Origin of the sequence: Nonomuraea sp. NPDC048916, from assembly GCF_040649575.1 — a bacterium.
GTDB lineage: Bacteria > Actinomycetota > Actinomycetes > Streptosporangiales > Streptosporangiaceae > Nonomuraea.
Map to the genome: position 1 here is coordinate 211,834 of NZ_JBEZFS010000017.1, position 26,493 is coordinate 238,326.

At 71.2% G+C, this 26,493-nt stretch carries 26 protein-coding genes and 1 pseudogene; 13 read left to right on the top strand and 14 right to left on the bottom strand.

Features of this window, described 5'->3' with window-relative positions:
- Positions 1-138: 138 nt before the first annotated feature.
- Both AB0C16_RS20560 and AB0C16_RS20565 read left to right on the top strand, forming a co-directional pair.
- Complete coding sequence (locus AB0C16_RS20560) at positions 139-1,446, top strand: FAD-dependent oxidoreductase (RefSeq protein WP_357685109.1); 1,308 nt, start codon at positions 139-141, stop codon at positions 1,444-1,446.
- A gap of 26 nt (positions 1,447-1,472) precedes the next feature.
- On the top strand, positions 1,473-2,642 hold the full coding sequence (locus AB0C16_RS20565; protein ID WP_357685111.1) for an aldolase: 1,170 nt from the start codon (positions 1,473-1,475) through the stop codon (positions 2,640-2,642).
- A gap of 4 nt (positions 2,643-2,646) precedes the next feature.
- Here the strand turns inward: AB0C16_RS20565 and AB0C16_RS20570 are convergent, their stop codons facing one another.
- The 3 genes from AB0C16_RS20570 to AB0C16_RS20580 all read right to left on the bottom strand — a co-directional run bounded on the left by AB0C16_RS20570 (position 2,647) and on the right by AB0C16_RS20580 (position 4,977).
- Complete coding sequence (locus AB0C16_RS20570) at positions 2,647-3,327, bottom strand: copper homeostasis protein CutC (RefSeq protein WP_357685113.1); 681 nt, start codon at positions 3,325-3,327, stop codon at positions 2,647-2,649.
- Between the two features lie 109 nt (positions 3,328-3,436).
- Complete coding sequence (locus AB0C16_RS20575) at positions 3,437-4,039, bottom strand: GNAT family N-acetyltransferase (RefSeq protein ID WP_357685115.1); 603 nt, start codon at positions 4,037-4,039, stop codon at positions 3,437-3,439.
- A gap of 200 nt (positions 4,040-4,239) precedes the next feature.
- The gene (locus AB0C16_RS20580) at positions 4,240-4,977 is read right to left on the bottom strand and encodes a GntR family transcriptional regulator (RefSeq protein ID WP_357685117.1); all 738 of its coding nucleotides are present in this window, start codon (positions 4,975-4,977) and stop codon (positions 4,240-4,242) included.
- Between the two features lie 630 nt (positions 4,978-5,607).
- Between AB0C16_RS20580 and AB0C16_RS20585 the strand changes: the two are divergent.
- The 4 genes and pseudogenes from AB0C16_RS20585 to AB0C16_RS20600 form a co-directional block, all read left to right on the top strand.
- A pseudogene (locus AB0C16_RS20585) lies at positions 5,608-5,682 on the top strand (flavin reductase family protein); the annotation flags it as partial.
- A 79-nt stretch (positions 5,683-5,761) separates the two neighbouring features.
- The gene (locus AB0C16_RS20590) at positions 5,762-7,057 is read left to right on the top strand and encodes a DUF2252 domain-containing protein (protein WP_357685119.1); all 1,296 of its coding nucleotides are present in this window, start codon (positions 5,762-5,764) and stop codon (positions 7,055-7,057) included.
- A gap of 141 nt (positions 7,058-7,198) precedes the next feature.
- On the top strand, positions 7,199-7,471 hold the full coding sequence (locus tag AB0C16_RS20595; protein ID WP_357685121.1) for a hypothetical protein: 273 nt from the start codon (positions 7,199-7,201) through the stop codon (positions 7,469-7,471).
- A 13-nt stretch (positions 7,472-7,484) separates the two neighbouring features.
- Entirely contained in the window at positions 7,485-8,231 is a 747-nt protein-coding gene (locus tag AB0C16_RS20600) for an SDR family oxidoreductase (protein WP_357685123.1), read from the top strand.
- 7 nt (positions 8,232-8,238) lie between these two features.
- Here the strand turns inward: AB0C16_RS20600 and AB0C16_RS20605 are convergent, their stop codons facing one another.
- A complete protein-coding gene (locus AB0C16_RS20605) occupies positions 8,239-9,036 on the bottom strand; it encodes a hypothetical protein (protein ID WP_357685125.1) in 798 nt (265 codons plus the stop codon).
- Positions 9,037-9,299: 263 nt separating this feature from the next.
- Between AB0C16_RS20605 and AB0C16_RS20610 the strand changes: the two genes are divergently transcribed.
- Positions 9,300-9,971: an NIPSNAP family protein gene (locus AB0C16_RS20610; protein ID WP_357685127.1), complete on the top strand. Its 672-nt coding sequence runs from the start codon at positions 9,300-9,302 to the stop codon at positions 9,969-9,971.
- Positions 9,972-10,077: 106 nt separating this feature from the next.
- Here the strand turns inward: AB0C16_RS20610 and AB0C16_RS20615 are convergent, their stop codons facing one another.
- Positions 10,078-10,749 carry a pentapeptide repeat-containing protein gene (locus tag AB0C16_RS20615; protein WP_357685128.1) on the bottom strand — a complete coding sequence of 224 codons (672 nt, stop codon included), beginning with the start codon at positions 10,747-10,749 and terminating at the stop codon, positions 10,078-10,080.
- Positions 10,750-10,753: 4 nt separating this feature from the next.
- A complete protein-coding gene (locus tag AB0C16_RS20620; protein ID WP_357685130.1) occupies positions 10,754-12,310 on the bottom strand; it encodes a glycoside hydrolase family 3 N-terminal domain-containing protein in 1,557 nt (518 codons plus the stop codon).
- A 156-nt stretch (positions 12,311-12,466) separates the two neighbouring features.
- Between AB0C16_RS20620 and AB0C16_RS20625 the strand changes: the two genes are divergently transcribed.
- Both AB0C16_RS20625 and AB0C16_RS20630 read left to right on the top strand, forming a co-directional pair.
- Positions 12,467-13,129, top strand: a complete 663-nt coding sequence (locus tag AB0C16_RS20625) for a TetR/AcrR family transcriptional regulator (protein ID WP_357685132.1) — start codon at positions 12,467-12,469, stop codon at positions 13,127-13,129.
- A complete protein-coding gene (locus AB0C16_RS20630; RefSeq protein WP_357685134.1) occupies positions 13,126-13,806 on the top strand; it encodes a DNA alkylation repair protein in 681 nt (226 codons plus the stop codon). The genes AB0C16_RS20625 and AB0C16_RS20630 overlap by 4 nt, the downstream gene beginning before the upstream one ends.
- Positions 13,807-13,848: 42 nt before the next feature.
- On the opposite strand, the gene AB0C16_RS20635 is transcribed toward AB0C16_RS20630, so the two are convergent.
- Complete coding sequence (locus AB0C16_RS20635; RefSeq protein WP_357685275.1) at positions 13,849-14,685, bottom strand: LysR family transcriptional regulator; 837 nt, start codon at positions 14,683-14,685, stop codon at positions 13,849-13,851.
- An 83-nt stretch (positions 14,686-14,768) separates the two neighbouring features.
- Between AB0C16_RS20635 and metE the strand changes: the two genes are divergently transcribed.
- Positions 14,769-16,994, top strand: coding sequence for a 5-methyltetrahydropteroyltriglutamate--homocysteine S-methyltransferase (metE, locus tag AB0C16_RS20640; protein WP_357685135.1), 2,226 nt, complete (start codon positions 14,769-14,771; stop codon positions 16,992-16,994).
- 108 nt (positions 16,995-17,102) lie between these two features.
- Here metE and AB0C16_RS20645 read toward each other — a convergent pair whose 3' ends face one another.
- The 6 genes from AB0C16_RS20645 to AB0C16_RS20670 are packed head-to-tail and all read right to left on the bottom strand — an operon-like array spanning position 17,103 to position 22,864.
- Entirely contained in the window at positions 17,103-17,948 is an 846-nt protein-coding gene (locus tag AB0C16_RS20645; protein WP_357685137.1) for a phosphotransferase, read from the bottom strand.
- Between the two features lie 51 nt (positions 17,949-17,999).
- The gene (locus AB0C16_RS20650; RefSeq protein WP_357685139.1) at positions 18,000-18,917 is read right to left on the bottom strand and encodes a carbohydrate ABC transporter permease; all 918 of its coding nucleotides are present in this window, start codon (positions 18,915-18,917) and stop codon (positions 18,000-18,002) included.
- A gap of 2 nt (positions 18,918-18,919) precedes the next feature.
- A complete protein-coding gene (locus tag AB0C16_RS20655; RefSeq protein WP_357685141.1) occupies positions 18,920-19,831 on the bottom strand; it encodes a sugar ABC transporter permease in 912 nt (303 codons plus the stop codon).
- Complete coding sequence (gene ngcE / locus AB0C16_RS20660; protein ID WP_357685143.1) at positions 19,831-21,243, bottom strand: N-acetylglucosamine/diacetylchitobiose ABC transporter substrate-binding protein; 1,413 nt, start codon at positions 21,241-21,243, stop codon at positions 19,831-19,833. Before ngcE ends, AB0C16_RS20655 begins: the two co-directional genes overlap by 1 nt.
- A 16-nt stretch (positions 21,244-21,259) precedes the next feature.
- Positions 21,260-21,994, bottom strand: coding sequence for an SIS domain-containing protein (locus AB0C16_RS20665; protein ID WP_357685145.1), 735 nt, complete (start codon positions 21,992-21,994; stop codon positions 21,260-21,262).
- Positions 21,995-22,864, bottom strand: a complete 870-nt coding sequence (locus AB0C16_RS20670; protein WP_357685147.1) for a MurR/RpiR family transcriptional regulator — start codon at positions 22,862-22,864, stop codon at positions 21,995-21,997.
- A gap of 79 nt (positions 22,865-22,943) precedes the next feature.
- Between AB0C16_RS20670 and AB0C16_RS20675 the strand changes: the two genes are divergently transcribed.
- From AB0C16_RS20675 to AB0C16_RS20685, 3 genes are all read left to right on the top strand, one after another.
- On the top strand, positions 22,944-23,891 hold the full coding sequence (locus AB0C16_RS20675; protein WP_357685149.1) for a BadF/BadG/BcrA/BcrD ATPase family protein: 948 nt from the start codon (positions 22,944-22,946) through the stop codon (positions 23,889-23,891).
- Between the two features lie 241 nt (positions 23,892-24,132).
- Positions 24,133-24,981, top strand: a complete 849-nt coding sequence (locus AB0C16_RS20680) for a LysR family transcriptional regulator (RefSeq protein WP_357685151.1) — start codon at positions 24,133-24,135, stop codon at positions 24,979-24,981.
- Positions 24,982-24,996: 15 nt separating this feature from the next.
- Entirely contained in the window at positions 24,997-25,632 is a 636-nt protein-coding gene (locus AB0C16_RS20685; protein ID WP_357685153.1) for a MerR family transcriptional regulator, read from the top strand.
- Between the two features lie 105 nt (positions 25,633-25,737).
- On the opposite strand, the gene AB0C16_RS20690 is transcribed toward AB0C16_RS20685, so the two are convergent.
- Complete coding sequence (locus tag AB0C16_RS20690) at positions 25,738-26,412, bottom strand: ThuA domain-containing protein (RefSeq protein WP_357685155.1); 675 nt, start codon at positions 26,410-26,412, stop codon at positions 25,738-25,740.
- Positions 26,413-26,493 lie beyond the last annotated feature (81 nt).

Sequence of the window (26,493 nt, forward strand, 5' to 3'; positions counted from 1 at the left end):
GATCAGACTGGGGAGAAAGTTCAAAAAGGGGTACAGGTTCGTCGATCCAGGCGTCCGGGGATACATCGAACACGCCGGTCCGTTACATCTGGTGGAGCACGGGCTCCGTGTTGCAGAATCGCCGGCTAAGGAGGCGACGTGACGTTGCGCGTGGCGGTCATCGGGTCCGGCCCTGCCGGGATCTACACGGCCGAGGCATTGGTCAAGCAGTCCGCCGGTCAGGTCGAGGTCGACGTGATCGAGCGGTTGCCCACACCATATGGTCTGGTCAGATACGGTGTCGCGCCCGACCACACGTCGATCAAGTCGATCGCCAACTACCTGCGCCGCGTCCTGGAGCTTCCCGAGGTCCGTTTCCTCGGCGGCCTCACCCTCGGCACCGAGGTCACGGTCGGCGACCTGCTCACCGCCTACGACGCCGTCGTCTACGCCACCGGCGCGATGGTGGACCGGAAGCTCGGCATCCCGGGTGAGGACCTGCCGGGCAGCGTGGCCGCCACCGACTTCGTCAACTGGTACTGCGGCCATCCCGACGTCGACTCCTCCAGGTTCGTCCTCGACAGCCCCGAGGTCGCCGTCATCGGCGTGGGCAACGTGGCCGTGGACGTGGTGCGGATCCTGGCCAAGACGGCCGACGAGCTGAGCCCCACCGACGTTCCGCACGACGTGCTCGAACGCCTGGAGGAGAGCCAGGTGAAGGCCATCCACATGGTCGGCCGCCGGGGTCCCGAGCACGCCAAGTTCACCCTGAAGGAGCTGCGTGAGCTCGGCGAGCTGACCAACGCCGACGTGTGCGTGCGTCCGGACGAGGCCGTGGTGCCGGGCGACGACTTCCCGCGGCAGATCCGCGGCAACATCGACGTCCTGCGGTCCTGGGCGGCCCGCGAGCCGGCCGGCCGGCCCCGCCGTCTCGACGTGCGCTTCTGGATGAGGCCGGTCGAGATCCTCGGCTCGGAGCGGGTGGAGGGCCTCAGGCTCGAACGCACCCGGCTGTCGCCGGAGGGCCGGGTGGTGGGCACCGGTGAGTTCGAGACGCTCCCGGTCGGCATGGTGCTGCGCTCGGTCGGCTACCAGAGCGTCCCGCTGCCGGGCGTGCCGTTCTCGGAGGAGACGATGACGGTGCCCCACGAGGCGGGCCGGGTGCGCGACCGCGAGTACGTCTCGGGCTGGCTCAAGCGCGGCCCCACCGGCGTGATCGGCACCAACAAGTCCGACGCGGCCGAGACCGTCCGCACACTCCTGTCCGACCTGGCCGGCCGGGATCCGGCGCGGACCACGGACATCGACACGCTGCTGGCCGAGCGCGGGGTGCGGCCGGTCACCTACGAGCAGTGGCTGGCCATCGAGGCGGCCGAGGGCGAGCTGGCCAGGTCGCTGGGCCGGGGCGAGCGGGTCAAGCTGGCCGGCCTGGAGGCCATGCTGCGCGCCTACCACCCTGGGGAGTGATCCTCTTCCCGGCTAGGGTGCGGGACATGCGTGTCACCGTGGGAGACGTCCCGCTCGCCGGGTTCGAGGAGACCTACCGGGCCCAGGAGGCCCGCTATCCGGGCGCCGGCTCCGGCCGGCAACCCGTGCACACCGTGTACGTGCCGGCCGACCGGTTCTCCGCCGCCACCGTCGCCGACTGGGGCGGCGGGGCGCTGGCCCTGGCCCGGGAGCATCTGGCGGGCCCCGCCGAGCTGGCCGAGGTGTTCGGGGTGCCCGACGCGCTGGCGGCCGCCGTACACGAGCGGGTGCTGCGCAAGCTCGGCCGTGAGCCCATCGAGGACCTGCGGATCGACTTCGAGGACGGCTATGGCGTGCGGCCCGATCAGGAGGACGGCGACGCGGAGCGGGCGGCCGCGGCGGTGGCCGAGATGCGGGCGGCGGGGACGTTGCCGCGCCGGTGGGGGCCGCGGGTCAAGTCGTTCGCCGACGGCGACCCGGCGCGCTCGGTGCGGACGCTCGACGGGTTCGTCACCGGAGTCGTCGAGCGGGCCGGCGAGCTGCCTCCCGGGTTCACGGTGACCTTCCCGAAGGTGCTGATGGCGGACTATCTGCGGCAGTTCGCGGGCTTCCTGGAGCGGCTGGAGGCGGCGCTCGGGGTGCGGCTGCGGTTCGAGATGCAGGTGGAGGCGCCGCAGACGCTGCGGTTCCTGAGCGCGGAGCTGGCCGAGTCGCTCGGCGGCAGGCTGGCCGCGGCGCATTTCGGGGTGTTCGACTACACGGCGGCGATCGGGCTGCCGCCGCACGAGCAGCGGCTCGACCATCCGGCGTGCGACCACGCGCGGCACGTGATGCAGGTGGCGTTCGCGGGCACCGGGGTCGAGCTGTCCGACGGGTCGCTGGCCGCCTCCCCCGCCTCCGGCTCGGCCGCCGACGTGCGGGCGCTGTGGCGGCGGCACGCCGGGCTCGTCAAGCACTCGCTGGCGCACGGCTTTCACCAGGGATGGGACATGCATCCCTCTCACCTGGTGAGCCGGTTCGCCACGGTCTACGCCTTCCATCTGGCGCGCTACGACTCCTACCGCGAGCGGGTGCGCGCCTGGGAGGAGCGCCGGGAGGCGGGGGGCGGGGTCATGGACGAGCCCGCCACGGTCAAGACCATGGCCGCCGCGCTCGGCCGCGCCGACGCCGCCCTCGACGAGCGCCCGGCCGGGTGACCGTTCAGTCGCGTTCGACCAGGTCGCGCCAGCGGCGGACGAGACGCCACTCGACCGGGTCGGACCAGCTCGCGCGGACGGCGGAGCCGACGTGGAAGGCCCTGACGCCGTAGTCCAGCAGGGGCGGGACGTGCGCGGCCCGGAGCCCGCCGCCGGCCAGGATGATCGAGCCGTCGCCCGCGTCGGCGCGTCCCTTGAGCACGGGCAGGCCGTCGCCGACGCCGGTGGGCGAGCCGGACGTGAGGACGGTCGCGAGGTTCGGGAGCAGGCGCACGGCGCGCCAGGAGGCCTGGATGTCGGCCGCCTGGTCGACGGCGCGGTGGAACGTCCACGGCAGGGGCGACACGGCGTGGATGAGCGCCTCGGTGGCCGCCAGGTCGACGGCGCCCGCGCCGTCGAGGAAGCCGAAGACGAAGCCGGCCGCTCCCGCCTGGGCCAGTGCCTTGGCGTCGCGGCTCAGCCGGTCGAGCACGTCGGCGCCGGCCGTGAAGGAGGCGTCGCGGCGGAGCATCACCATCTGGGGCAGCGGGCACTCCGCGGCGATCGCGGCGACCGTCTCCGGCGCGGGGGTGAGCCCGTCGGACGCCATGTCGGCGACGACCTCCAGACGGTCGGCGCCGCCCTGTTCGGCGGCCACGGCGTCGCGCACGTCGAGCGCGATCACCTCGAGGAGGGATCCGGTCATGCAGCAGAGGTTATAGGGTGCTCTGCACCATTTTGCATGAATGACGGCAGAAGATCCCGTCTCCGCCCGGCACCCGGTTCGCCCCGGGCGCGGGCGGGCGCCGGGGACGTCAGACCGCGATCAGCTCGGGAACCGTGAGGTCGCGGAACGCCGTGATGCCGACGTCCTCCGCGGGACGCTGGAAGAGCGCGCCGGAGCTGCGGTGCGGCAGGTCCACCGTGCGCACGTGCTCGAAGCCGCGGCGGCGGTAGTAGTCCTGCAGCGCGGGGTTCCGCTTGGCGCAGTCGAGCCGGAGCCAGGGCCGTCCGGTCGCGTAGGCCGACGCCCCGGCCCAGTCGAGCAGCGCGTCACCGAGCCCGCTGCCGGACCACGGCCGGGCCACCGCGAGCTTGTGCACGTACAGGGCGGCGCCGGGGTCGTCGGCCGGGGTCCAGAACTCGGCGTCCGCGTGCTCGTCGACGGCGATCGTCGCGACCGGCGGCGCGTCCTCGTCGGGGTCGAGGTAGCGGAGCTCGTCGTCCAGCAGATACAGGACCCGCTCCTCGATCAGGGGCTCGATCCGCGCGGCGGTGAAGCCGGCGCGCGGCCACTGCCGCACCCCCCGCGAGTAGAGCCACTCGGCGGTGTCGGCCAGCAGTTTCAGCACCCCCTTGAGATCGGCCGGCTCCGCCTGGCGCAGGGCGAGCGGGTGCAGGAGGGTGTTGGAGAGCATGATCCATCCCTTCATCGCGTTATGCGGTCGAACGATTACGGAGAGTGACTTAGGTGCGGCGCACTGGATAGGGTCGGGTGACGGAAGGCGATATAAACGGATAAATCGGGTTTTAGGGGAGCATGCACCACTCCCCTAGCCCTGCGAGGCCGGATTACTCGCTGTGGGCGGCCGGCGGGATCACCCCCAACCGAGCTCGATCAGCGGCGGTCGAGCTCGTACCTGATCAAGTGCTTGTCCGCGGGGAGCACCGACACCGCGACACGCACCGGCAAATCAGCCCTGTCGTAGCCAACTCGGACATACACCACAACTGGGGTACCGAGTTCCAATTGAAGCCTCTCAGCTTCCTCTTGGTTGGGCATACGCGCCCAAATGTCGTCAACTACTCGCATTTGCTCGTGCCCGAGCTCCTCGAGCACCCGGTTCGCGCCGCGCGCGATGTCGCCTGGCCTGGCGATTTCCGAGTTGGCGACCAGATCACGGGGAAAATAGGAATCATTGGTGTTGTACGGCTGTCCGTCGACGAAGCGCAGGCGCCGGCGCACCACCGCGAGTTCGCCGTCGGCGAGCTCCAGCCTGCTGGCGATCTCCTCGACGGGGGTGACGGTCAGCACCTCGATGAGCTGGCTGGGCTCCCGGCCCTCCTGCGAGACGGCGAAGGCGAAGGCCTCGCGCACCTCTCCGGTGGGCTGAGGCTCCAGCTCGCGCTGCGGGTACATGAGCAGCGGCCGGCGGTCGCGGACCACCGTGCCGCGCCGGGGGGTGCGCGTGACGAGCCCCTCGTTGACGAGCTCGCCGAGGGCCAGCCTGACGGTGTTGCGGCTCACCCCGTGGTCTTCCATGAGCTGAGCCTCGGTCGGCAGCTGCGCTCCGGGACCGAGTACACCGGAGTAGATGGCCTTCCGGAGTTCCGAAGCCACCTGCTGATACAGCACCGACCTTGCCACTTTCACCCCTTTTGTTCCAACAATTTAGACGATCTGGTTCTAGCAGGCCACAACCCCTTGACCGAACGGCCCCGGCAGCCGCATCATCCATTCGTTGGTACAAATCCATCGAAAGGCCGGTGAGGGGGTGTAGGCCGTGCTGCCGGTCCGCGCGGGTATGCCATACCTGCCCTGGCATGACCCACACGATGCAACACGTTTACTGCGTTACGCGTTGCGTCGCCAGGGGTTCAGCCACACCCACCAGAGCAATGGTCGTGGCACGTCCGTGCGCTTCGTGTCAACCGAGCTGACCATGTGGTGCGAAGACGGTTCCTTTGTCTGGAACGAGGAGGGGTTCGAGGTCACGCACCCCATCGACGACCCGGCAGGCGCAGCACAACGCATCGCCGCACGCCACCGGCACGCGGAGTCCCCTACTCCCTCACCGACTCCGTGCGCGAACCAACGGCCCAGGACTCCATCCCTCGCCGGAGTCCTGGCGTCACCGCGCATGGGGCAGGAAGCGCGCCCTGGCGGGTCCCCCACGCCCGCCAGGGCGCGCGATCCTCTCTCGACCACCTCCCAGCGCCATTTCTCAGAACGGCACGCGGGGGCAGAACGCCCTGGGCGGCAGGCGGCGAGCCGTGCGGCCTGGCGGCCAACTCCTTCACCTCCGTCTCGCTTGATCCGCCGCTGGTGGCCTTCGGCGTGGTGCTTCCGCTGAGCCGGGCGCCTCGCCGAGGAGGGGCCGGGGATAGGCGGGAGCTCTCGGGCGGCCTACCTTCCAGGTATGTCCATACGCTCCACGTACCTGCTCGACGTGCTGATGACCGAGTTCGGTGACTCGATCAAGCGTGATCCCGCGGCTTTCAGGCGGAAGTTCCGGAAGATGGCGGCCTCTCCGTTCGCGTTCTACCGGGGCAGCGCCTGCCTGTTCTACGCGGACCTGACGGAGACGTTCGCCGACCGGTCCTACCTCGATCCGGCGACCAGCAGGGTGTGGATCCACGGCGACCTGCACGCGGAGAACTTCGGCACCTACATGAACGCCTCCGGCGTGCTGGTGTTCAACGTCAACGACTTCGACGAGGCGTACGTCGGGCCCTACACCTGGGACCTCAAGCGGTTCGCGGCGAGCGTCGCGCTGATGGGGTACGCCAAGGCGCTGTCGGACGAGGTGATCGGCGCGCTGGTCGCCGGGTTCGGCACGGCGTACCTGGCCGAGCTGACCGGGATCGCGCACGGCGGCGACGACGCGATCGGGGCGCTCACCATCGACACCACGACCGGCGTGCTGCACCGGGTGCTGCAGACCGCCCGGCTGAACACGCGGGTGGCGATGCTGGACGTGGAGACCGTGATCGACGCCTACGACCGGCGCTTCGCGATCATGGAAGGGCGGGAGCCGGTCGACCGGGCGACCCGTACGGCCGTGCTGGCCGCGTTCGACGACTACCTGACGACGCTGCCGGGGCAGTCGAACCCGGTCGAGCACGTCATCAAGGACGTGGCCCTGCGCAAGGGGGTGGGCATCGGGTCGGCCGGGCTGCCGTCGTACAACCTGCTGCTGGAGGGACGCTCGCAGGCGCTGGAGAACGACGTGATCCTCTACATGAAGCAGGCGCAGGTGCCCGCGGTGGCGCGGCACATCACGGACGAGAAGGTGTCCGGCTATTTCCAGCATCAGGGGCATCGCACCGCGGAGTCCCAGCGGGCGTTGCAGGCCTACGCCGATCCGTGGCTCGGCTACACGACGCTGAACGGCGTCGGCCAGTTGGTGGCCGAGGTCTCGCCCTACTCCGCCGACCTGGACTGGGGCGACGTCAACGAGCCCGAGGAGCTCCAGGCGATCATGCGGGATCTCGGGCGGGCGGTGGCGCGCATGCACGCGGTGGCGGACGACGAGTCGAGCCACGACCTGGTGGACTTCTCGACGGAGGAGTCGATCGTGGCGGTGGTGCAGGGCGACAGGCCCGGATTTATCGCGATGTTGGTGGATTTCGCGCATCGGTACGGGGCACAGGCCCGGCAAGACCATCAGACGTTCGTCGACCTGTTCCGCAACGGCCGCCTTCCCGGAGTGTGACAGCGGCGGAGGCGTCCCCCTGGCCTGGCAGGAACCGGGTGGGAGGAACCATCGTGAGGCATCTGGTCGGGTTACTCCTGGGGACGGAGGTTCTTCCGGTGGGAGTTCAACTCCTGCGAGACGCTGGTCAAGGGCGCGGACGTGCATCCCATCGACTACGCCAACGCCTGCCCGGACGTGGCGCTGACGAGCCTGCACTACTACTTCCCGTGGGCGATCAAGGCGCTGGTGCGGTGGAGCGTGTTCTGCCTGGGCACCGGGCGCAGGCCGCGGCTCGACCTGGACACCCGGGAGTACTTCGCCGTGACGGCCACCTACCCGGCCGCCGAGCGAGACCGGTTCGTGGCGCACTTCCGCGGGCTGCTGGGGCTCTGGGTGAAGGATTTCCGGCTAGCGACCGACCAGTCGGTATGAAATGCTCCAGAACATGAATCTGTTCTCGGTGGAAGGCAAGACCGTCGTCGTCACCGGTGGATCCCGGGGCATCGGGCGCATGATCGCGGCCGGGTTCGTCGACGCCGGAGCGACCGTCTACATCTCCGCGCGCAAGACGCCCGAGGTCGAGAAGACCGCCGCCGAGCTCGGCTGCGTCGGCGTGCCCGCGGACCTGTCCACGCCCGAGGGCGTGGGCGCGCTCGTCGCGGCCGTGGACGGCCCGCTGCACGTGCTGGTGAACAACGCGGGCGCCACCTGGGGCGCGCCGCTGGAGGAGTATCCCGAGCACGCCTTCGACAAGCTCTGGAACATCAACGTCAAGGGCGTCTTCTACCTCACCCAGAAGTTCCTGCCACAGCTGCGGGCCGCCGCGAGCGCCGACGATCCGGCACGGGTGCTCAACGTGGGATCGGTCGACGGGATCAGGGTGCCGTCGATGGAGAACTACGCCTACTCGGCCGCCAAGTCCGGGGTGCACATGCTGACCCGGCATCTGGCCAGGCAGCTCGCGCCGGAGCACATCACGGTCAACGCGATCGCGCCCGGGCCGTTCCCGTCGAAGATGATGGCCTTCGCGCTGGAGGATCCGGCGAGTCGCGAGCTCGTCGCGTCGCACGTGCCCCTCGGCCGCATCGGCCGTCCCGACGACATGGCCGGGACGGCGATCTTCCTTTCCTCGCGGGGCGGCGCCTACCTCACCGGCGCGATCATCCCGGTGGACGGCGGCGTCTCCTGCTGACGGCCGCTCAGACCAGCTCGCGCAGAGCCCTCGCGAGGTTGCCCGCCGCACGGGGCTCGTAGCGCAGGAAAAGGTAGGGCTCGGTCAGCTCCACCTCGATCACCACGGGGCTGCCGTCGGGAAGCCGGACCAGGTCGATCCGCGCGTACAGAAGGGCCTGGGGGATGGCGGCAAGCACCTTCTCGGCGAGTTCGACCTGGTCCGGTGCTGGGGTGCGCGGCTCCGCCCTGACGTGGTCGGCGCCCGCCCTTCCCGGTGACAGCATCGGAGTGCGCCGGACCGCGTGACTGAACCGGCGGTTGAAGTAGAGGAGCGAGGTCTCGCCCTCGGACTCGACCATGTCGAGGTAGGGCTGGACCATCGGGGTGCGGCCGGCGGCCTGGAGCGCGGCGGCGTGGGCCTCGGCCCGGGCCCGGTCGGTGGTCCTGATCGTGTCGCGGGCTCCCGCCGAGATCGCGGGCTTGACGACGTATTCGGGCCAGACCGGCAGGCCCTCCGCCGACCAGTGGGTGGGCACGATCGGCACCCCCAGGTCTCGCAGGTAGGTCTTGTCGGTGTTGGACTCGAGCACGGAGGCCGGGTTGAGCAACAGGGTCCGGCTCTCCACCTGGCGCGCCCAAGCCAGGAACTCGGCCCGGCGATCGACGTAGTCCCAGACCGAGCGGACCACGACGGCGTCGTAGGCGCTCCAGTCGACCGAGGGGTCGTCCCAGCTCTCGGCGCGCCCGTCGAGGCCCGCCTCCCGCCAGGCGCCCAGGGCCGGCTCGCGCTCGTCGTCGTGGGCGTCACGATCATCAAATGTCACATATGCACAGGTGGTCACCCGAGTGATGCTAACGAGGGCGGAAGCCGCGCCGCGCGGGGCCCTGCACCCGCACCGGACCGGCGACCTGCTGACCACTTCGCACTCCTTCACTGACACCTTGACCAGTGGTTGATCCACAGATCAAGGTCATGGCGATCCTATAACCATGCGCTGACCTTCGGTAACGATACGTGACGAGAACATTGTTCGGTCACCCTGTCGCTGACAGAGGATGTCAGGGGAACGCTCCTAGGGTCGGCCCCATGATTTACGAGCTGCGCCAGTACACGATGCGTCCTGGACGGCGCGACACGCTGATCGAGCTGTTCGAGCGCGAGTTCATCGAGGCTCAGGAGGACGCCGGCATGGGGGTGGTCGCCCAGTTCCGCGACCTTGACTCGCCGGACTTGTTCTCCTGGATACGGAAATTTCCTGATATGGAATCTCGGCGGCTGGCCCTCACCGCCTTCTACGGCGGTCCCGTCTGGAAGGCCAACCGCGACGCGGCCAACGCCACCATGATCGACTCGGACGACGTGCTGCTCCTGCGCCCGGCGGCCGGAGCGCCCGCCCCCTTCGCGGCCGCGGACCGGCCGGACCGGCCACCCATCGGTGCCGGCGCCCTGCCGTCCTCACGCTACGTGGCCACGATCTACCACGTCGGGGAGGGCTTCTCGGCCTTCTTCGCCGACCGGGTCCTGCCCGCGCTGGCCGAGGCCGGGGTGTCGCCGGTCGCCTGTCTCGAGAGCGAGCACGCGGCCAACACGTTCCCCGCCCTCCCGGTGCGCACCGGCGAGAATGTGTTCGTGTGGTTCGCCCGCTTCGACCGGGCCGAGGACGAGCATGACGTGCCGTTGCCGATGCTGGCGGATCGCCTGACCGCCCCGCCGCAGCGGCTGCGCCTCGCCCCCACGGCCCGCTCCGCCCTGCGATGACCGGGGATGACACCTGATGACACAGGGGTGGCCACTGGTGGCCACCACAGGTGATCACCATTGATCACCGGTCGTCATCGCGGAGCGCCGGCGCCCGGTGAAGGGGTCAGACCACGGTGATGCCGCGGGCGGCGAGGATGGCGGCGGCCTGGGCGTGGTTGATCGTGGCGCCCGCGAAGGCGCGGACACGGTCGTCGTCGGAGTCGCCGAGGTCGGCGCCGCGCAGGTCGGCCTTGGCGAAGACGGTCTTCAGCAACCTGGCGCCGCGGAGCCGGCAGTCGCTGAACGTCGCGCCGGTGAAGTCGCACCCCGACAGGTCGGCGTCGTCGAAGCGGACGCCCTCGATGAACTCGCCGCGCAGCGAGCAGCCGCCGAGGTTGGCCATGGTCAGGTTGGACCCGCTGACCCTGAAGCCGGTGCCCCGGGAGCCGGTGAGCGAGGCGCCGATCAGCCGGCAGCCGGTGAAGGAGACGTCGGTCAGCAGCGCCCCGCCGAACTGCGCGGACGACAGGTCGACGTCGGTGAAGGTCACGTCGATGAGGTCGGCGTCGCTGAACCTGATCCGCATCCCGCCGCCGCCCGTGAACGAGGCGCCGTCGAGGTCCGCCTTGCGGAAGTCGGTCCGCTCCAGCACGCACGACTCGAAGCGCGCGCCGGCCAGCGAGGCGCCCCACAGGTCGGTCTCGGTGAGGTCGCAGGAGCGGAAGGTATGGGCCTCGTCCGGCGGCAGCCGGTCGGTCAGGGAGGTGTGGGAGAGGTCTTCGCCGTCGAAGTTCACGCTGTCAGAGGCTACCGGTGATCACCTCGGCCGCGGCCAGGCCGGACACCGGCGCCGAGCCGTACGTGGCGATGTGCACGGCGCCGAGGTCGGAGCGTTCGGGCAGGCCCATCTCGACCACCACGGCGTCCGGGCGGGCGCTGAGCAGGTGGCGCAGCGCCTCGGCCTGCCAGAGGTGGCGGTGCGCGTCGCGGACCACGATCGCCAGCGGGCGCCCGGTGGCCTCACGGATCAGCCGCTCGATCTCGGCTCCCGTCGCCTGGCCGACCGTGAGCCTGGCGACCCGGGTGCCGGGCAGCAGCCCGCGGAGCGGCTCCCCCACGCCCCACGGGGTGCGCTTGTCGATGGCCAGGTTCATCTCGGGGGCCAGCTCGACCACCTGCGCCGCGCCGGTGAACGGCAGCACGTCTGCGGTCGATCTGCGGGTTACCCTGACCGCGCGGCGGGCCGCGGCTAGACCGAGGTCGCCGTCCCGGCCGGCGGCGCGGCCCGGGGCGGCGGTCCAGGCGGCCGACTCCCGGCCCCCGCGCGAGGAAGTGGTCCGAGCGGCCGACTCCCGGCCCCTGCGCGAGGAGGTGGTCCAGGTGGCCAGCTCCTGGACCCTGCGCGCGGCGTCGGCCAGGCGTTCCTCGGACAACAGCCCCTGGGTGACGGCGGCGGCGATCGCGTCGCGCACCTCGACGGCGGTCGCCTCGCCGGCTCGCTCGCCACCGACGCAGATCGCGTCGGCTCCGGCGGCGATGGCGCGGACGGACGCGCCGCCGATGCCGTACCTTCCCGAGACGGCGGCCATCTCGATCCCGTCGGTGACGATCACGCCGTCGAAACCGAGCTCCTCGCGGAGCAGGCCGGTGAGCACCTTGGGGCTGAGCGTGGCGGGCAGTCCGGCGTCGTACGCCGGCACCAGCAGGTGGCCCGTCATGATCGACCGGACGCCTTCCCTGATCGCCTCCCGGAAGGGGTGCAGCGCGTCCTCGATCCCGTCGGTGGCGACGACGGGCACGCCGTGGTGGGAGTCGACCGAGGTGTCGCCGTGGCCGGGGAAGTGCTTGGCGCAGGCCGCCACTCCGGCGGACTGCAGGCCGCGGATGAACGCCCTGGTGTGCCGGGCGACGAGCGCGGGGTCGGCCCCGAAGGCGCGCAGGCCGATGACGGGGTTGTCCGGGTTGGAGTTGACGTCGGCGGAAGGGGCGAAGTCGATGGTGATGCCGGCGGCGGCCAGCTCGTCGCCCAGGTCCCCGGCCAGCGCCTCGGTCAGCGTCACGTCGTCCACCACGCCGAGGGCGTAGCCGCCGGGACGGCTGCTGCCGGTGGCCACCTCCAGCCGGGTCACCTCGCCCGTCTCCTCGTCGGTGCCGACCAGCACCTCGGGGTTCTCCGCCCGGAGCGCGGCCGTCAGCTCAGCCACCTGCGCGGGACCGGTGATGTTGCGCGAGAACAGGACGACGCCGGCCAGCCCCTCGCCGAGCCGGCGGCGGAGCCAGTCAGGGGGCGCCGTCCCCTCGAAACCGGGCAGGAGTACGGCGTCGGCCAGGCGAAGGAGGTCACCGCTGTTGGGCATGCCCCAGAATCTAATAGGAAAGTTTCCTATTTACTAGAGGCAGGTCACAGCCGGGAAACCGATCCTTGTAGCAAGCGCTTGGTAGCATCGAGAACACCGGGTGAGCTGGAACACTTCGGTGAACAAGCGATTGTCTGAGGGCTCATAATGGAGAACGTGACCACGCGAAAGAACTCCGGTTCCGCCACCGCGAAGCGCCAGCGCGCGAGCTCGTCGGGGCCGGCCTCCGAGCGCCGTGACCATCTCGTCAAGCTGGCCGCGGAGCTCTTCGCCCGTAAGGGCTTCCAGGCCACGACCGTGCGCAACATCGCCGACGAGGCCGGCATCCTGTCCGGAAGTCTCTACCACCACTTCGACTCCAAGGAGTCGATCGTCGACGAGGTGCTGTCGACCTTCCTCGATGATCTCATCGCCCGCTACCGCGCCGCACTCGAGTCCGGCTCCGACCCCCGCTCGGTGCTGTCGGAGATGGTGCGCATCGGGTTCGGGACCCTGGAGCCCCACCGCGCGGCCATCACCGTGATGCAGAACGACTGGAGCTACCTGCGTCAGTTCGAGCGGTTCAACTACCTGGTCAAGGCCGAGGACGAGGTCGAGCAGATGTGGGTCGCGCAGATCAAGGCGGGCCAGGCGGCCGGGCAGTTCCGGGGCGACGTCGACGCCAAGCTGACCTACCGGATGATCCGCGACACGATCTGGGTCGCGGTGCGCTGGTTCCGCCCGGGCGGGCGGTTCAACACGACCGGGCTGGCCGAGCACTACATCACCGTGCTCTTCGACGGCCTGGCCACCGGCGAGCGGACCAGCCAGCGGGCATGAGCCTCGGCAAAGCGGTGCGGCTGGCACTGCAGGAGGCGGCGGAGCCCGGCAAGGCCGCCGCGATGCGCGCGTACATGAAGTCCACGATGCCGTTCCTCGGCGTCCAGGCCGGGCCCCGGCGGGCCGCGCTCAGGCGGGTGTTCGCCGGCAACCGCATCGCGACCGCGCCCGAGTGGCGCCGGGCGGTGCTGGAGTTATGGCGTGAGGCCGAATACCGCGAGGAGCGCTACGCGGCCGTCGAACTGAGCGGCTACCGCTACTACCGCGACTTCCAGACCCTCTACACGGTGCCCATGTACGAGGAAATGATCGTCACCGGCGCCTGGTGGGATCTGGTCGACGAGCTGGCCACACACCGGATCGGCGGTCTGCTGACCGCGTTCCCCGACTCCATGCGGCCGATGCTGCTGGAGTGGGCGCACGACCGCGACCTGTGGAAGCGGCGCACCGCGATCCTGAGCCAGAACCGGTTCAAGGACCGCACCGACACCGCGCTGCTCTACGCGTGCATCGAGCCGAGCCTGTCCGACAACGACTTCTTCGCCCGCAAGGCGATCGGCTGGGCGCTGCGCGAATACGCCAAGACCGCCCCGGACGAGGTGGTCCGCTACGTACGGGCCAAGGGCATCTCGGGGCTGAGCCGCCGCGAGGCGCTGAAGAACCTGCCCGTCACCTAGTCCGCACCCTCACCTGCTCGTCAACTCACCTGGTCGGACGAGTCACCTGGTCCACAAGGCGTCCTGTACGGCCTGCACGAGCGCCATCAGCTCGGGCGTGGCGCGTTCCCTCGACCAGGCCAGCGTGTAGGTGATGCGCAGGTCGCCCGCGTCGAGCGGGACGAACCGGATGTCGTCCCGGCGGACGGTCCTGACCAGGAGCTGCGGGGTCGGCAGCAGCCCGGCGCCCGCCGCCACGAGGTCGAGCGCGGCGCCGAAGTCGTCGTCGGCGACCATGCGCGGCCGGCCGGGCAGCCCGGCCCACGACCTGCCCGGAGTCAGCAGCACCTGGCCCGCCAGGTCGTCCGGCACGACCCGCGGTCTGCTCCGCAGCGGGTGGCCGGCGGGAACGGCCAGATGGTCGACCGTGACGTGGAACCTGGCCGCCGTGACGAGCGGCGCGGGCGCCGGGGTGGCCAGGATGGCGGCCGACACCTCCCCCCGCGCCAGCGCGGCCGAGGCGGCGGCCCGGCCGGCGGCCCTCAGCTCGACGCCGATGGCCGGGGTGCGGCCGGCCAGCCGCCTGGCGACCCGCGCGGCGAGCGTGCCGATGAGCGGTGGATAAGCGAGGTGAATGAGCGGCCGGGTCAGCCGGGACGCTTCGGAGGAGAACTCGGCCGCCGACTCCATCAGTCGGTCGGCGTACGGCAGCAGTGCCTTGCCCTCGGCCGTGAGCCGCACCTGACGTGCGGTCCGCTCGAAAAGCCGGACCCCCGTGGCCCGTTCGAGCCTGGAGACGGCCTGGCTGACGGCCGGCTGGGACATTCCCAGGTCGGCGGCGGCTCGCGAGAAGCTGAGCCGGGCGGCCACTCCGGCGAAGCACTGGATCTCCCTGAGCATAAGCGTCACGAATAGATGATGCCTGAGCTCGGCGGGGCCGTGCAGGATGCCCCCGATCTGCCGCCTAGCGAGGGAGCATCACGATGTCCCGTTCTCCGTCCCCTTCTCCGTCCCCTTCTCCGTCCCCTTCTCCGTCCCCTGCTTCGTCCCGTTTTCCGCGGTCCACCGTGCTCGGCTATCCGCGGATCGGGCCGCGCAGGGAGCTGAAGCGGGCCCTGGAGTCCTACTGGGACGGCCGCGGCACCCGTGAGGAGCTCGACGCGGTCGGGGCCGCGATCCGCGAGCGGACCTGGCGGCGGCTCGACGAGCTGGGGCTGGCGGGGTTGCCGTGCAACACGTTCTCGCTCTACGACCAGGTGCTCGACGCGGCGGTGCTGCTCGGCGCGGTGCCCGAGCGCTATCTGGCGGCCGAGGACCCCTACTTCGCGATGGCCCGCGGCACCGACGGGCTGGCGCCGCTGCGGATGACGAAGTGGTTCGACACCAACTACCACTACATCGTGCCGGAGGTCGGGCCGGAGACCGTGTTCAAGCTGGACGCCGCCAAGCCGCTCGCCGAGCTGCGGCAGGCGCGGGAGCTGGGCTTCGAGACGCGGCCGGTGGTCATCGGGCCCGTGACGTTCCTGTTGCTGGCCTCGGCGCTGGACCGCCTCGACGACGTGCTCGCCTGCTACGAGGAGCTGCTCGCCGCGCTGGCCGCCGAAGGGGTCGCATGGGTGCAGCTCGACGAGCCGGCGCTGGTCGAGGACCGGACTCCGGAGGAGCTGGCCGCCGTGCGGACCGCCTACGAGCGGCTCGGGGCCCAGGCCGCCCGGCCGGGGCTGTTCGTCGCCTCCTACTTCGGCCACCTGGGCGAGGCGCTGCCCGTGCTGGCGGCCACCCCGGTGGAGGCGGTCGGCGTGGACCTGGTGCGCGGCGGCCTGGACGGGCTCGGCGCGCTGGCCGGCAAGACCGTCGTCGCGGGTGTCGTGTCCGGACGCGACGTGTGGCGGACGTCTCCGGAGCGGGCCGCGCACCTGCTGCGGGCCGTGGAGGAGCACGCCGCGGACGTGGTGGTCGGCACCTCGTGCTCGCTCCAGCACGTGCCGTACGACGTGGAGGCGGAGCCGGATCTCGACCCGGCGCTGCGGGCGCGGCTGGCCTTCGCCGAGCAGAAGGTGGCCGAGGTCGTCGAGCTGGCACGGTCCGGCGCGCGGGACACCGCGCCGGCCGCCCCGCCGGTGGCCTGGCCCGCGCCGGCGCCGTTCGCGGAGCGCGGCCCGTACGCGGTGCGGGCCAGGGCGCAGGCGGAGCACCTGCGGCTGCCCGTGCTGCCGATCACCACGATCGGTTCGTTCCCGCAGACCGGTGAGCTGCGCGCGGCCCGCGCGGCCCTGGCGGCGGGCACGCTCGCGGCGTCCGACTACGAGCGGCAGGTGGAGGCCGAGATCGAGCGGGTCATCCGGGTGCAGGAGCGACTCGGGCTCGACGTCCTCGTGCACGGCGAGCCGGAGCGCAACGACATGGTCCAGTACTTCGCCGAGCACCTCGACGGCTTCGCGGTCACCAAGAACGGCTGGGTCCAGTCGTACGGCTCGCGCTGCACCCGGCCGCCCATCCTGCACGGCGACGTGAGCCGACCCGGGCCCATCACCGTGCGGTGGGCCCGCCACGCGCGCTCGCTCACCGACAAGCCGGTCAAGGGCATGCTCACCGGGCCGGTGACGATCGTCGCCTGGTCGTTCGTCCGGGACGACCTGCCGCTGCGCGACGTGGTGTTCCAGGTGGCCGACGCGGTGCGGGAGGAGGTGCGCGACCTGGAGGCGGCCGGCGTCCCGATCATCCAGGTGGACGAGCCCGCGCTGCGCGAGCTGCTGCCGCCCCGCGAGGCCGCGCGGGCCGGCTACCTGGAGTGGGCGGTGGCGGCCTACCGGCGGGCCACCTCCGGCGCGGGCGACCGCACCCAGATCCACACGCACCTGTGCTATTCCGATGCCGACCAGATCCTGGACGCCATCGACGGCCTGGACGCCGACGTCACCACGATCGAGTCGGCCCGCTCGGGAGCCCGGCTGCTGGGCTCGGTCGGCGCGTTCGGGCGCGGTCTCGGGCCCGGCGTCTACGACATCCACTCGCCCCGGGTGCCCGGCGCCGACGAGGTCGAGAGGCTGCTGCGCGAGGCGCTGCGGGTGCTGCCGGCCGAGCGGGTCTGGGTCAACCCGGACTGCGGGCTGAAGACGCGGACGTACGAGCAGGTCGAGGCCGCGCTGGCGAACATGGCCGCGGCCACGCGGCGGCTGCGCGACGAGCTCGCCGACGCCGCCCGCTGAGCGAGCGGACCTCCGAGCGTGCGTTCAGGCGGGCGTGCCGGTGACGCGCGGGCGCCGGTGCGGGCGCGGGCGGGCGGGTGTGGGCGTGGGGTGGCCGGTGCGTGCGGGTTAGGCGAAGGTGTGGGCGAGGTGGGCCAGGGCGGCGTCGGCGTAGTGGCGCGGGCCCGTGCTGAGCCCGTAGGCGAGGTCCTCGATCAGGGCGCAGCGGGCGTGGAACAGCACGCGGGCCCGGTCGGCGTCGTCGAGGCGGCCGTCGTAGTGGGACAGCGTCAGCTCGAACACCTCGGGGCCGAGGTCGCGGTAGATGAGCGCGAAGTCGTGGGCCGGGTCGGTCACGGCGGCGTCGGTCCAGTCGATGACCCCCGTCAGCGCTCCGGTCGCCGGGTCCGCCAGCAGGTGCTCGGCGCCCAGGTCGTTGTGGCAGAAGCGCGGCGACCCGGGCTCGGCGGGCGGCGCCGCGCCGAGGAAGCTCTCGATCAGCGGCCTGTGGTGCTCGGGGACGTGCGCCCGCACGTCGCGGTAGTCGAGCTCGGCGTCATTGAGCAGGGTCGGCGCCGGGTAGACGTCGAGCGGCGCGAGGTCGCGCATCGTGCCCGGCTCGGCCCCGTGCAGGGCGCTGAGGAAGGCGCCCAGCGGCTCGGCCAGGCTCCGGGGGTCGGGCACCGGGTGCCGGTTGAGGGGCAGGCCCGGCAGCTTGGCGTAGGCGATCACCGCCGCCTCCGGGTCGCTGAACACCACCTCGGGCACCGGGAGCGTGGAGAGCTCGGCGACGACGGCCAGCAGCTCGGCCTCCCGCCTGGTGGCCTCCGGGTCGCCCGCCCGGCCGCACCGGACGATCAGCTCACCGTTGACCTCGTACACGACGTTGTCCAGGCCACGGCCGGACTCGGTGAGGGTGCGCACCTCGTAGTGGGGCAGCTGGCGGGACAGTAACGCCCGAATGTCGCCGATCACACTGGCAGCCTAGGCCCGCCCGCCTCGGGACGCGAGGGCCGGGCCCGGCGGCTACTTGAGCGCGCCCGCCGTCAGCCCCGACTGGATCTGGCGCTGGAAGATCGTGTAGACGACCAGCATGGGCAGGATGGCCAGCGTCAGCGCCGCGAACAGGGCCGCCCAGTCCTGGTCGTAGCCCGCGGCGGTCGAGATGTCGGCGATACCCTGGGTGAGCACCCACTTGTCGCGCTCCTGCAGCAGCACCAGGGGCAGTTGGTACTGGTTCCACTGGCCCAGGATGTTGAAGATGGTGATGCTCACCATGCCGGGCCGGGCCATCGGCAGCATGATCTGGAAGAAGACGCGCGTGTGCGAGGCGCCGTCGACCAGGGCCGCCTCCGCCACCGCCTGCGGCAGCGTACGGAAGAACGCCGCCAGGAAGAACACCGTGAACGGCATCGAGTAGGCGACGTAGACCAGCACCAGGCCCGCGTGCGTGTTGAGCCCGATGAACGGGCCGGCCAGCGGCACGTTGCCCATGTTCTGCACCACGAAGAACAGCGGCGTCAGCGCCAGGTAGACGGGGAAGGCCAGGCCCGAGACGAACAGCAGGTAGACGGCCCGGTTGCCGCGGAACCGGTAGCGGGCCAGCACATAGGCGGCCATCGAGCCGAGCAGCATCGTGCCGAACGTGCCGAACACGACCACGATGACGCTGTTGAGCATGTACTGGCCGATGTGCGCCTGCTCCCAGGCCCGGGCGAAGTTGTCCCACCGCGGGGTCTCGGGCAGAGACCAGGCGTCGCCGAAGATCTCGTCCTCGCTCTTGACCGAGGCGAGGAACGTCCACAGGATCGGCACCACGGTGAGCACGGTCCACAGCAGCAGTGCCAGGTGCGACAGCGTCGCCATCGGGCCTAGCCGCCGCGCTCGCTCCCGCCGGGCCAGCCCGCGGGAGTTGGCGACCGTCCAGGAGGTCGTCGTCGTCATCTCTAGTACTCGATTCGTTCGCGGCGCGTCAGGCGCAGCGAGAGGATCGCGAAGCCGATGGTGAAGAAGAACATCACGACGCCCAGCGCCGAGGCGTAGCCGAAGCGGAAGTACTGGAAGGCGTTGCGGTAGATCTCGGCGGCCATGACCGTGGTGGAGTAGTCGGGGCCGCCGTGCTGGTCGGTCATCACCCACACGATGGCGAAGACGTCCAGCGCCAGGATGCCGAGATAGACCCAGGCCACCTGCACCGTGTCCCAGAGCAGCGGCAGCGTGATGCGGAAGAACAGGCTCACCCGCCCCGCGCCGTCGATCTGCGCCGCCTCGAACATGTCGCGCGGGATCGAGGCGAGCCCGGCGGAGAACAGCACCACGTAGAAGCCCACCGCCTGCCACACCATGACGCCGAGCACCGACCAGAACGCCACGTTGGGGTCGGACAGGAAGCCGACCGGCCTGGCGCCCAGCGCCATCAGCGGGCCGTTCAGCATGCCGCTGCCGTCGGGCCTGAACACCTGCTGGAACAGCACCGCGACCACCGCGACGGCCAGCACCTGGGGGAAGAAGAACACCACCCGGTAGAACTTCGACCCGCCCACTCCCCCCACGCCCCGCCCCGCGCTGCCCACGTTCAGCAGGAAGGCGAAGAACAGGGCGATGACGATCGTCAGCAGCGGCAGCAGCACGAGCAGCGCCAGGTTGTGCGTGACCGCCTTCCAGAAGATCCCGTCGGAGAACAGCCGGACGAAGTTGTCCAGCCCGACGAAGTCAGGCGTGGCAGTCACGCCCCGCCAGTCGGTCATGGCGATGTAGAACGCCTGGATGTACGGCGAGATGACGTACACCAGGTAGAGCGTCACCGGAGCCGCCAGGAAGGCGAAGACGAACAGCCCCCGGCGGTGGGCTTCGGACATCAGCGCTTGTACTTCTTGATCGAAGAGTCGTTCTTGATCTCGTCGGCCTTCTTCTGCAGGCGCTCGAGATACTTGTCCGGAGTGAGCCCGCCGGTCATGAGCCGGCCGGTGGCGGCGATCGCCTCGTCCTTGAGCTGGGCGTACCACGTCTGCCAGCGGTAGGTGACGGTGTTGGCGCCCGCGTCGGTGACGGCCTTGGAGGCGCTGGCGGCGCCCGGGGACAGCCGGCGGCCCTCGCCCGCGCCCTTGACCACCGAGACGGTCTTGACCAGCTCGCTGAAGTCGCCCGCCGCCTTCTTCGACAGCATGGCCCGCAGGTACTCCATGCCCGCCTGCGGGTTGGCGCCCTTGGCGGGGACGATGAAGTTCTCGCCGGGCGAGGTGTGGAGCGTCCCGTACGGCAGCTGGTCGGAGGTGGTGAAGTCGGGCAGCGGGAACATCCCGTACTCGAAGTCGTCCGGCGTGGTGGTCTTCTGCTCGTTCTCCAGCCACGAGCCCGACGGCAGCATGGCCACCTTGTACTTGTTCTGGGCGGTCTGGGTCTGCACGTGGTCGAGCCCGGCGGTGCCCTCCATGAGGTACTTGGCGCCGATCTCGGCCCAGGCGGCGGCCGAGGTCTTCATCGGCTCGGAGGTCCAGGCGCCGTCCTCGAGGTTGTCGATGCCGACCAGCACCTCGTTGCCGCCGATCTTGGCGGCCATGGTGAGCAGCGGCTCGTACAGGTACTGCGGGAACTTGCCGGCGTAGGTGAACGGCGCCATCTTGCCGGACTTCTTGATCGTGTCGTTGAGCTTGAGGAACTCGTCCCAGGTCTTGGGCACCTCCCAGCCGTTGTCGCGGAAGACCTTCTGGGAGTACCAGATGCCGAAGATGTAGTTGACGTAGCCGAGCACGGCGAACTTGCCGTCATAGGTGCCGATCTCGATGACGGCGGGGTCGACGGTGTCCCGGACCTTGGTGGCGGGGTCGTCCCACGAGGGCGCGTCGAGCAGCGGGGTGAGATCCTGCAACTGGCCGTCCTGGGCGAGCGCGCCGAAGTCCATGGCGTTGGCGCCGGAGTTGTCGATCACGTCGGGCGGGTTGCCGCCCGCGAACCTCGGCTGCAGGACCTTGGTGATCTCCTTGGTGGCGTTGTGCTTGATCTCGACGCCGGGGTGCTTCTGCTTGAACAGCGGCTGGTGGATGTTCTTGGCGTAGTCCTGGCCGAACCCGCCGTCGAAGATCCAGACCTCCAGCGGCTTGTCGCCCGCCACGCCGAAGGGGTTGGCGGCGCTGGTGGCGGCGGGCGCGGCCGAGGACGCCGTGGGTTTGGCGGCCGGGGTGGCGCAGGCGGCCAGCGCACCCGCCATGGGCGTCAATACGGCTGCTCGGAGGAGGTCACGCCGGGTGATGCGGGGGGTGTGCGGCATCATGTCTGCTCCTGACTATTCAAGCTCCACGTCTGATGCGCCCTGCGTAGCGGCTCTCCAGGGCTCTGTTGTGCTCATCGCCGCCGGCCACGTTGGCCGACAGGTAGACGGGCGGGGTCTCACCCAGCGCCACGAGCCGGGCCACGGCCTCGGTGACCACCATCTGCGCGAGCAGCGCCGAGGTGATCGTGGAGACCGCGCCGTAGCCGCCGCCACCGGGCAGTTCGAGGATGGAGTCGCCGTAGGGCGCTCCGTTGTCCAGCACGACGTCGGCCAGGTCGAGCAGCTTGCCGCCGGACGGGTGGCGCGAGGCCATCCGCCTGCTGTGCTCGACCGAGGTCAGCGCGATCAGGGGATGGCCGTGCTCCCTGACGATCGTGGCCAGCTCGACCACGGCGCCGTTGACGCCCGAACTGGAGACCAGGACGAACACGTCCTGCGGCTCGACCGGGGCCAGGGCGTAGATCTGGTGGGCGATCGCCGGGTCGCGTTCGAGCTCGGCGGTCAGCACGCTCGGGGGCTGCCCGCCGTACAGGACGAGGTCGCGCGGCGTGAGCCGGTTGCTGGGCACGAGCCCCCCGGCCCGGCCGGCGATCTCCATGGCGATGGCCTCGGAGTGCCCGGAGCCGAAGGCGTTGACCACGCCGCCGGCGCGCAGCGAGGAGACGATCAGCTCGGCGGCCTGCCGCACGTGCTCCAGTTGGGTCTGCGAAACCTGGCGGGCCAGCTCCAGGGCCTTGGTCGCGTACGTCATTCAGCCTCTCTCCACCCGATGGCTCTCCACGGCACTGATCGTCAGCTCGAAGGCCTCGTTGGTGCGCTCGTAGGTGCGCTGGGCCACCGCCACGTACACGGCGTCGAGCACGAACAGCTGCGAATGGACGGCGGCCAGCCCGCCGAGCCGGAACGTGGTCTCCCGGCTGGCCGTCGTCAGCACCAGGTCGGCCAGCTCGGCCAGCGGGGAGCGGGCGAAGGAGGTGACGGCGACCGTGGTGGCGCCGTGGCTGCCGGCCTCGGCCAGCGCCTCCATCACCTCGCGGGTGCGGCCCCGGTGGCTGATGCCGATCGCGACGTCGCCCTGGCCGAGCAGCGCGGCGTCGGACAGCGCCTCGTGCGCGTCGCCGGCGCTCCAGCCCGGGACGCCGATGCGGCGCAGCCGGCCTTCGAGCATCGTGGCGACGTTGCCGCTGGTGGAGACGCCGACGAGCAGCACGCGGGACGCGGCCACGATCGCGTCGGCGACCTGGGCGACGATCTCGGGATCGAGCTGGGCGGCGGTCTCCTGGATCAGCCGGGCGTCGGCCGCGGCCATCACCTCGATGGCGGACTCGAGCGGGTCGTCGGGGCCGATCTCGTGGCCGACGCCCGCTCCCCAGCCGGCCTGGGCGGCCCTGCCGGTCTCGGTGGCGATCGCCACGCGCAGCTCCGCGTAGCCGGAGAAGCCGAACGCCCGGCAGAACCTGGTCACGGTCGCGGGCGAGCTGCCCGCCCGCTCGGCGAGGGCGATGATGGTCGAGCGCGCGGCCTCCGCGGGATCGCCGAGAACCACCTCGCCGACCCGGCGCAGGGCCTCCGGCAGCCCGGGGAGTTCGGTCTCGATGCGCCCGAGGGCTCCTGAAGTCACGAATATTCCTTCCGGATGCCCGGTCTTGCAGCGAAAATTATTCTTGCAACTCGGTCACGTCAAGACCCACAATCGGTCCGTGACGAACTCGCCGCTGGTCGTCGGAGTCGACGCCGGCGCCACCTCCACCCGTGTCTCGGTCCACACGCTCGACGGCGCCCGCGTCGGCTACGCCAGGGCCGGAGCCGGCAATCCGAGCGCCCATGGCCTGGCCAGAGCGGTGGCCGCCATCGGCGTGGCCCTGGAGGAGGCGCTGGGCTCCCTCGACGGCTCCCGGGTCGTGGCGTCCCTGGCGGGCGTGGCGGGCAGGGTCGACGAGCTGGTGCCCGAGCTGGCGAAGGTCTGGGCCGGTCAGGGGGTCACCCGTGGCCCCGAGGTCGCGGGCGACGTGGCCATCGCCTACGTGGCGGGCACGCCCGAGCCGTCCGGGTCTCTGCTGCTGTCGGGCACGGGCGCGGTGGCCTCCAGGATCGTGGACCACCGCCAGGAGATGATCGCCGACGGGCTCGGCTGGCTGCTCGGCGACGAGGGCTCGGGCTTCTGGATCGGCCGCGCCGCCGCCAAGGCCGTCGTGGCCGCCCTCGACCGCGGCGGGTCCGGGGGGCTGCTCACCGAGCTGGTGCTGGATCACTTCCTGGGCTCGGAGCGCGGCTCCTCACCGCGCCAGAGCGCCGACCGTCTCGTCCGCCTCGCGCAGGCCGATCACATGCGGCTGGCCGCGCTGGCGGCCCTGGTGAGCCAGGCCGCGGCGGCCGGCGACCCGGCGGCGCTGGAGATCGCCCGGCGGGCCGCCGGGCGCCTGGTCGCCACCGTCCGGCGCGTGCACGTGTCGGGCCCCGTGGTGCTCGCCGGGAGTGTCCTCACCAACGAGGGCCCGGTACGCCGGGCCGTCCACGAGTTGCTGGCGGGCGAGACCGTGACGACGGCGCGTGACGCGGCGGGCGCGGCGGCCTGGCTGGCCGCCCGCCCCCTCCTGCCTGAGGACCGGGCCCGTGAGCTGCACCCGGCGTTCACCGCCACCCCCTGACCGGGCCGGCCGCCCACGGCAGCGCGGAGCCCGACGAGCTGTACCGGATGTGGCTGCCCGATCCCGGGCACCAGCCAGGAGTAGCCGTCGTGGAGGAGGGCCACGTCCACGTCCGGCGGCCCTTTTAGGGGAAATATCATCACCCAAGGGCAACTGAACCGCTTCGCGATGGATATCCCGTTTGCGGTCGGGAGGTGCGATCATCCGATAGCCCATCCCTATCACCCCGAGAAGGTGAGCGATGGATCTACGGCACGTACGGTACGCCCTCGCGATCGCCCGCGCGGGCAGCCTGCGCCGCGCCGCCGCGGTGCTGCGCATCGCCCAGCCCACCCTGTCCGAGCAGCTCAGAGCACTGGAGAAGGAGATCGGCGTGGAGCTGTTCACCCGCTCGTCCAGCGGCGTGCGGCTGACCGAGGCGGGTGAGGTGTTCCTGGCCCAGGCGACGGTCGCGGTCGACGCCTTCGAACGGGCGGTGACCGCCGCCCGCGGCAAGGGCCAGACGATCCGCCTGGGCGTGGCCGACGGCCTGGGGGACGTGGTCGCCCGCCTGCTGTCGCAGCTCCAGGGCTCGCGGCTGCGCGTCGCCCCGATGGGCACGGCCGAGCAGATCGTCTCCATCATGGACGGCACGCTGCAGGCCGGGCTCGGCTACGCTCCCGGCTCGCTGCCAAGGGGTGTCGCCCGGATGCTCGTCCGCCGCTACCCCGTCCACGCCCTCCTCCCCCGCGACCACGAGCTGTCCGCGCGGGAGTCCCTGCACCTGGCCGACCTCGCCTCGGAACCGCTGGTCATGCCGGACTCGGAGGCGGTCGCGGGCGCCCGCCGCTATCTCGAGGGTTTCGTCCGGCTCGGCCTGCATCCCCGCCTCGGCCCGTCGGCGGCCGGCCACGACGCGGCCATCGCGATGGTCGAGTCGGGCGCCGGATACACGCTCAGCATCCGGGAGGCGACGCCCGTGCCCGAGCGCCTGGCGTTCGTCCCGATCGCGGAGGAGATGCCGCCGATCGAGGTGGTCTTCCTGTGGAACCGGCAGGCCGACGTGCACGACCTGACGCACGCCGCCCGCCATCTCGCCCGCTCTGGATAGCGCTATTATCTATCGATGCGCATCTCGGAGCTGAGCACCCGGTCCGGCGTGGCCATCCCCACGATCAAGTACTACCTCCGCGAGGGCCTGCTGCACCCCGGCGAGCAGGTCGCCGCCACCCGGGCCGAGTACGACGAGTCCCACCTGCGCAGGCTCCGGCTGATCAGAGCGCTCCTGGAGGTGGGCAGGCTGCCGGTGGCCGCCATCAAGAAGGTCATCGAGGCGGTGGAGGACGAGTCGCTCCCGGTCCACTACCTGCTCGGCACCGCCCAGTACGCCCTCGGCCCGGTGGTCGAGCCGGAGCCCGGACCCGAATGGCAGACGGCCCGCGCCCAGGTGGACCGGCTCATCGAGGAGCGGGGCTGGAACATCGCCGCCGAGGCCCCGGCCAGGAACGAGCTCGCCCAGACCCTCGTCCGGCTGCGCCAGCTGGGCCTGTCGACCGACCTGACGCCCTACGCCGCGGCGGCCCAGAAGCTCGTCTCCGAGGTGGAGATGGACACGATCCCGCTCGACGGGCCCCGTGAGACGGCGGTCGAGGCGATGGTGCTCGGCACGGTCCTCTTCGGCCGGGCGTTCGACACGCTGCGCCGCCTGGCCCACGAGTCGGAGTCGGCCCGCCGGCTCCTCCTTCAGCCGCCCCCTTCGTAGGAGACGCCGCGCTCTCCGCTTGGCGGGCGGCGGCTCCACCGGCTGGGGCGGGAACGACTCCAGGCTCGCCCCTCGCCGAAGACGTCGTCGTACGGCAGAGGCCCTCTAGTCGCGCACCGCGACGGGCCGCTTCAGCAGCCACAGGGCGGCCCGTTGCAGCAGGGTGCGGTGGATCTCGTTGTCGTAGGACCGGGTGTCGTGCCCGAGCGCGTCGTAGAACACCCGGCCCCGGCGTACCGGGCGGGCCCAGACGAGGGGCTGGCCGTTGGAGGAGGCGAGCGGCCGCACGTCCGGCAGCACCCGCAGGTCGCTGTAGACCTCGTCCACCAGGTCGAAGTCGCGCAGCCCCTCCACCACCGGGTGACCGCCGTGCACGCGGACCCCGGTCCAGCCGAGCGGCGGGTGGTGCGACGTGGGCCAGCTCCAGCTGCCGCCCAGCACGCGCGGCCAGCCCTGCCAGTCGTCGAAGCAGATCGACGCCGAGTGCATGCCCAGCAGGCCGCCTCCCCGGTCGAGGTGATCGAGCAGGGTCGTGCGGGCCTGGGCCGGCAGCTCGAACCGCCACTCGTCACGCAGGTCGGCGAACCGGTCGAGGCCCATCTGCCAGCGCAGCGCGTTGACGGTGATGAGCTGGACCTCCGAGGGCTCGCTCAGCGCGCCCGCGATGTCGTCGGTGATCTCGGATTCGATCCCCACCTCGGCGAGCACCTGCGCGAGCGCGGACGAGGTGGCGTCGAAATCGTGGAACAGGCCTCCTGACAGGATCAGATTTCTCGCCATTCGCAAAGCTCATCACGGTTGTCGCGGGTTTGCCACCCGCGAACTGTCACATCCGGAGGCGGACCCCCGTCCTGGGGAGAG

Bases quoted from the DNA above. Each gene is read 5' to 3' on its own strand.
- AB0C16_RS20565 (WP_357685111.1), top strand. From the start codon at position 1,473: ATGCGTGTCACCGTGGGAGACGTCCCGCTCGCCGGGTTCGAGGAGACC.
- AB0C16_RS20570 (WP_357685113.1), bottom strand. From the start codon at position 3,327: ATGACCGGATCCCTCCTCGAGGTGATCGCGCTCGACGTGCGCGACGCC.
- AB0C16_RS20575 (WP_357685115.1), bottom strand. From the start codon at position 4,039: ATGCTCTCCAACACCCTCCTGCACCCGCTCGCCCTGCGCCAGGCGGAG.
- AB0C16_RS20590 (WP_357685119.1), top strand. From the start codon at position 5,762: ATGTCCATACGCTCCACGTACCTGCTCGACGTGCTGATGACCGAGTTC.
- AB0C16_RS20600 (WP_357685123.1), top strand. From the start codon at position 7,485: ATGAATCTGTTCTCGGTGGAAGGCAAGACCGTCGTCGTCACCGGTGGA.
- AB0C16_RS20610 (WP_357685127.1), top strand. From the start codon at position 9,300: ATGATTTACGAGCTGCGCCAGTACACGATGCGTCCTGGACGGCGCGAC.
- AB0C16_RS20620 (WP_357685130.1), bottom strand. From the start codon at position 12,310: ATGCCCAACAGCGGTGACCTCCTTCGCCTGGCCGACGCCGTACTCCTG.
- AB0C16_RS20630 (WP_357685134.1), top strand. From the start codon at position 13,126: ATGAGCCTCGGCAAAGCGGTGCGGCTGGCACTGCAGGAGGCGGCGGAG.
- AB0C16_RS20635 (WP_357685275.1), bottom strand. From the start codon at position 14,685: ATGCTCAGGGAGATCCAGTGCTTCGCCGGAGTGGCCGCCCGGCTCAGC.
- metE (WP_357685135.1), top strand. From the start codon at position 14,769: ATGTCCCGTTCTCCGTCCCCTTCTCCGTCCCCTTCTCCGTCCCCTTCT.
- AB0C16_RS20650 (WP_357685139.1), bottom strand. From the start codon at position 18,917: ATGACGACGACGACCTCCTGGACGGTCGCCAACTCCCGCGGGCTGGCC.
- AB0C16_RS20655 (WP_357685141.1), bottom strand. From the start codon at position 19,831: ATGTCCGAAGCCCACCGCCGGGGGCTGTTCGTCTTCGCCTTCCTGGCG.
- ngcE (WP_357685143.1), bottom strand. From the start codon at position 21,243: ATGATGCCGCACACCCCCCGCATCACCCGGCGTGACCTCCTCCGAGCA.
- AB0C16_RS20665 (WP_357685145.1), bottom strand. From the start codon at position 21,994: ATGACGTACGCGACCAAGGCCCTGGAGCTGGCCCGCCAGGTTTCGCAG.
- AB0C16_RS20680 (WP_357685151.1), top strand. From the start codon at position 24,133: ATGGATCTACGGCACGTACGGTACGCCCTCGCGATCGCCCGCGCGGGC.
- AB0C16_RS20685 (WP_357685153.1), top strand. From the start codon at position 24,997: ATGCGCATCTCGGAGCTGAGCACCCGGTCCGGCGTGGCCATCCCCACG.
- AB0C16_RS20690 (WP_357685155.1), bottom strand. From the start codon at position 26,412: ATGGCGAGAAATCTGATCCTGTCAGGAGGCCTGTTCCACGATTTCGAC.